A 4,250-nucleotide genomic window follows, 5' to 3' on the forward strand; every position below is an offset into this window, starting at 1 on the left:
AGCGGCACGGCGGCCGGGCGCCTGGGCAGGCGTGCTGACCCGCGAGCTGAGCGCGCTGACCAGCGCCTCGCACCCAGCGTCGCAGGCCCGTACGGAGGCGACGGCCTGGCGGACCGTCTCGGCCACCGCGGACGTGAGCGCCCGGTTGACCGCGGCGCGTCGGGGTGTCTCGGAGATGGCGACCCGCAGGGCGGTGACCGCCTCGTTGATCTCCTCGGCGTCGGCGACCCCGTCCGCGGCGAGGTGCGCGGCGATGGCATCCGCCGCGACCGACACCTCGCGACCCCGGGCCACGGTGCCGCCGAGCATGCCCGGCTCGGGCAGCGCGTCCAGCACGGCCAGGGAGACCGGCTCGGCCGGGTCCGGGTATGCGCGCAGGGCCGCCGGGTAGAGCTCCCGCAGAACCTCGCGCAGCGCCACGGCGGCGGAGTGTCGACCGCTGGCCAGAGCGGCGTGCGCGGAGAGCACCTGCTTGTAGCCGGCGAGGTCCCGGGGTGCCGGCAGGGTGACGGCGGAGAGCGCCCCCGCCTGCAAGGCACGGGCCAGGCCGACCGCCCGTCGTTCGGCCGGAGGCGACTGCATCTCCTCAAGGGAGTCGTCGTCGGCGAACCGCTCGGCGAAGTCGTCCACCGAGTCGTCGTCGGCGATCGCCAGGGGTCGCCCCGCCGCGCTCAGCAGCGAGGTGACCGTGTGGTCGTCGCTGTCGGCGGCGATGGCCGCACCGCTCGGCCCGCCCGACCGCTCCACGAGCAGCGCGACGAGCTGGGCGTAGCCAGCGGCGTCATCGCTGATCTCGCAGACATGCAGCAGACGGCCTGCGTCGTCGACCACAGCGGACGTCAGCGTCGAACCGGCGGAGGCCGGTCGGTCAGCCGGATCCGCCGAGGCCAGACCGCAGTAAACGCGCACGAGCGCCACGGCGTCGTCCTCCTCCCGGGACAGGTCTTTCCTCTGCCAGCAACTGATGCTCCCCGGTACGGGTCAGTCGCGCCAGTCCACCACCGCAGAGATCTTGCCGACAATGGTGCGCCAACCCAAACTCGCGGTCTGCGCTCCGATCTTCTTCAGCCGTCGGCGACCCATGAACGCGCCGATCCCACCGTTGGCGGTGGCACGCAGCGCCTCGTCCAGGTCGTCGAGGCTGGAGCCGGCGGAGAGCATGTCGAGTACCGCAGGCAGCCGCAATGCGTACGAGAGGTCACGCGCGGCCTCGCCCGCCTCGATCAGCAGGGTCGAATCCCACGTGTCGTGCCCGCCGCGCAGGTTCTCCACGACCAGGTCGAGCTCGTAGGTGTCCTCGTCGAGCGGAACGATATCTGCCGGCTCCACCCGTTCGGACAATTCATTCCAGCTGTCCAGTTGGGACAGATCGTTGGGCGCACCGGATCGGATGAAACTGACGAGCGACTCGGGGGTCTTGAACAGCAGCAGCTTGCCGCGGTTGCTGAGGAAGACCGGCACCTCCTCGTCGTCCGCCTCGTCCGTGACGGCCTCGTCCGACTCGTCGTCGGTGTCGGCGGCGGCGCTGTCGCGGCGGCGGCGCGTCGACTCGTCGTCCTCGTCCTCGGCCGCGAACTCCTCGGCCAGCTCCTCGTCGAGGATGACGACGGTCTCGTCGTCCTCGTCCTCCTCGATCGCCTGGCGGCGGGCCAGGAACGGGTCGTCCTGGTCGCGCTCGGTCACGTCGGTGGGGGTCAGCGAGCTGGCCGGCCGGTACGCCCGGAGCGTGAAGCCGGTGCCGGCGGGCAGGGCGATCTCCACTGGGTCGATGCGCAGCTCGTCCCAGAGCGAACGGTCGATCGACGCCGACGGGCGGTCGGTCTCCTCGGTCTCGTCTGGCTCGGCCGCGCCGGTGGTGTCGTCGAGCTCGGGCTCGTCGGCGTCGGGCCGTTGGGGCGACTGGCGGGCCACGCTGACCTCCGTGTGCTTCGGGTTGCCCACCCGCCGGGGTCTGACCGGCGAGTGACTCTGGGCACATACCCTAGTCGGCGGCCCTGGGTGACCGATGCCCGCACCCCGGTGGCCGGTTGACGCACCGGTCCGACCTGCTGGTCGTCACCGCTGGCGAACCGGCGGTTCGACAAGTAGCGTAGCTACGCATGAAGGCCCAGGCGCTGCACGGCCATCTCGACGCTCTGCTGCTCGCCGTTCTCGAACAGGGCGCGCTGCACGGCTACGCGATCATCGAGGCGCTGCGCGCCCGCAGCGACGGCAATCTGGACCTGCCCACCGGCACCATCTATCCGGCGCTCCGGCGCCTGGAACGCGCCGGCCACGTGGCGAGCACCTGGAGCACGGTCAGCGGCCGGGAACGGCGGACGTACCAGCTCACCGACTCGGGCCGGCGGGCGCTGGCCGGGGAGCGCGCCGGTTGGCGTGAGTTCCAAACGACCGTCGGCCGGTTCCTCGACCCCGGCAGCCCGCCCGCCCCGGCCTGATCCTCCCGGTCCGTCGCGGATCAGCGGGTGGTGGCCAGCAGCCAGCCGCGCGCCGCGCGGGTCAGCGAGAAGTATCCGGCGCCCACCAACACCGCCCCGACGATCATCGGGGGCCAGTGCAGCGCCGCGTCCCAGAGGTTGACTGACCAGGTGAAGAGGGCGCAGCCGGCCAGCATGGCGAGGGCCAGCAGGCCGGTCAGGCCGGCGCCCACCGCACGCTGCGCCAGGGCCAGGCCCGCCCGGGGTGCCCGCGCGCTCGCCCAGACCACCAGCAGACCGGCCACCGAGAGCAGCAGGGTGCTCATCCAGATCCAGTCGACCGAGTTGGAGAGCAGCAGGTAGCCGGCCGGGGGGCGGGGGCCGTTGCTCCAGCTTGCCCCGCGCCAGGTCAGATCGCCGGCGGCCACCCCCACCCCGGCGACAGCCAGCATCCGCAGGGAGAGCCCACGCAGGGCGCCCACCGCCAGCTCGGCCTGCCAGGACGGGAGCACCTGCGCCGGTGAGCCGAACTCGACCACCGCCCGGCGCTGCGCCTCGGTGGCTGGCAGCCCGCTCTCCCGGTACGCCTCGACGGCGTCCAGCAACCCGTGCCGGGCCTCGGTCAGCAGGTCGGACTTGAGTCGCGCCGGCCCCTGCAACCGGGCGGCCAGCTCCCGCAGGTGCTCGTCGACCATCACGTCCTCAGCGCGCATGGCACCACCCTGCCACGGACTCCGGCGGGTCGACGTCCGGGAGAACCCTGGTCCGCCCCGGAGTCGGGTCAGGGGGCGAGCGCCAGGTAACCCCGTTCGGCCGCGGCCTGGAGCTGCCACTGGTCCCGGTACCAGCCCGGGGCGGCGACCAGCTCGGCGTGCCGCCCACGCTGGATCACCCGGCCGCCGTCCAGGACCACGATCTCGTCCAGCTCGGCCAGCCCGCTGAGCCGGTGGCTGATCAGCAGCACCGAGTGCCCGGCGGGGGTGGCGGCCAGGGCGGACGCGAGCACCGCGTCCGCGGCGGTCGGATCCAGACCTTCGGTGGGCTCGTCGAGCACCAGCACCGGCGGCGCGGCGAGCAGGGCCCGGGCGAGCGCCAGCCGCTGCCGCTGACCGCCGGAGAGTTGCCCGCCCTCCTCGCCGACAAGCGTGTCCCAGCCCGCCGGCTGGGCGTGGACCCAGTCCAGCAGGCCGGCGGCGGCGGTGGCCGCGGTCAGCTCCTCCTCGCCTGCCCCGGCCCGCCCGAGCAGCAGGTTCTCCCGCACCGTGGCGTGGAAGACGTACGCCTCGGCCAGCAGCCCGCCGACCGCGCGGGGCAGCGCCTCCTCGGCGTACGTCGAAAGGTCGTGACCGTCCAGGGTGACCCGGCCGGACGCGGGCCGGACGGTGCCGGTCAGCACGGCGGCCAGGGTGCTCTTGCCGGCGCCGCTCGGGCCGACGACAGCGATCCGGCGTCCCGCCGGCAGGTCCAGGCTGACCCCGTCCAGGGCGGGCGCCGCGCCGGCCCGGTACCGCACGGTCACGTCGACGAAGCGCAGCTCGTGTGGGCCGCTCAGGTCCGTGGGACCGGTCGCGGCCGGCGCGGTCGAAGGGTTCGCGTCGAGCAGGTCGGCCACCCTGGTCAGGCCGGGCCGCAGCTGCGTCCACTGCCGGGCGGCCGTGACCAGCGCCAGCGTCACCTCCACGGCGGCCAGTGTGCCGACGGCCAGGACGCCCACCAGCACCCCCGACACGTCGGCGGCGAGCGCGACCAGCACCACCGCCGCGGCGGTCACGCCGGAGGTCAGCACGCCGGCCGCGTCCACGGCGAACCCGGTGGCGGCCAGCCGACGTTCCA

General features: G+C 74.0%; 4 protein-coding genes and 1 pseudogene. 1 reads left to right on the forward strand and 4 read right to left on the reverse strand.

All coding sequences use genetic code 11. The features are described 5' to 3' along the window. Together PSH25_RS04170 and PSH25_RS04175 are read right to left on the reverse strand one after the other, a co-directional pair. A pseudogene (locus PSH25_RS04170) lies at positions 1-942 on the reverse strand (transposase); the annotation flags it as partial. Between the two features lie 39 nt (positions 943-981). Then, a complete protein-coding gene (locus PSH25_RS04175) occupies positions 982-1,941 on the reverse strand; it encodes a SatS C-terminal domain-containing protein (RefSeq protein WP_238657734.1) in 960 nt (319 codons plus the stop codon). A gap of 158 nt (positions 1,942-2,099) precedes the next feature. Between PSH25_RS04175 and PSH25_RS04180 the strand changes: the two genes are divergently transcribed. Then, positions 2,100-2,438: a PadR family transcriptional regulator gene (locus PSH25_RS04180; RefSeq protein WP_238657735.1), complete on the forward strand. Its 339-nt coding sequence runs from the start codon at positions 2,100-2,102 to the stop codon at positions 2,436-2,438. Between the two features lie 20 nt (positions 2,439-2,458). Here the strand turns inward: PSH25_RS04180 and PSH25_RS04185 are convergent, their stop codons facing one another. Then, a complete protein-coding gene (locus PSH25_RS04185) occupies positions 2,459-3,130 on the reverse strand; it encodes a permease prefix domain 1-containing protein (protein WP_238657736.1) in 672 nt (223 codons plus the stop codon). Between the two features lie 68 nt (positions 3,131-3,198). Continuing rightward, on the reverse strand, positions 3,199-4,250 hold a 1,052-nt coding region (locus tag PSH25_RS04190; RefSeq protein ID WP_238657737.1), incomplete at its 5' end, for an ATP-binding cassette domain-containing protein.

Source organism: Micromonospora foliorum (genome assembly GCF_022229015.1).
In the GTDB taxonomy this organism is placed as follows: Bacteria; Actinomycetota; Actinomycetes; order Mycobacteriales; family Micromonosporaceae; genus Micromonospora; species Micromonospora foliorum.

Bases quoted from the DNA above. Each gene is read 5' to 3' on its own strand.
- PSH25_RS04180 (WP_238657735.1), top strand. From the start codon at position 2,100: ATGAAGGCCCAGGCGCTGCACGGCCATCTCGACGCTCTGCTGCTCGCC.
- PSH25_RS04185 (WP_238657736.1), bottom strand. From the start codon at position 3,130: ATGCGCGCTGAGGACGTGATGGTCGACGAGCACCTGCGGGAGCTGGCC.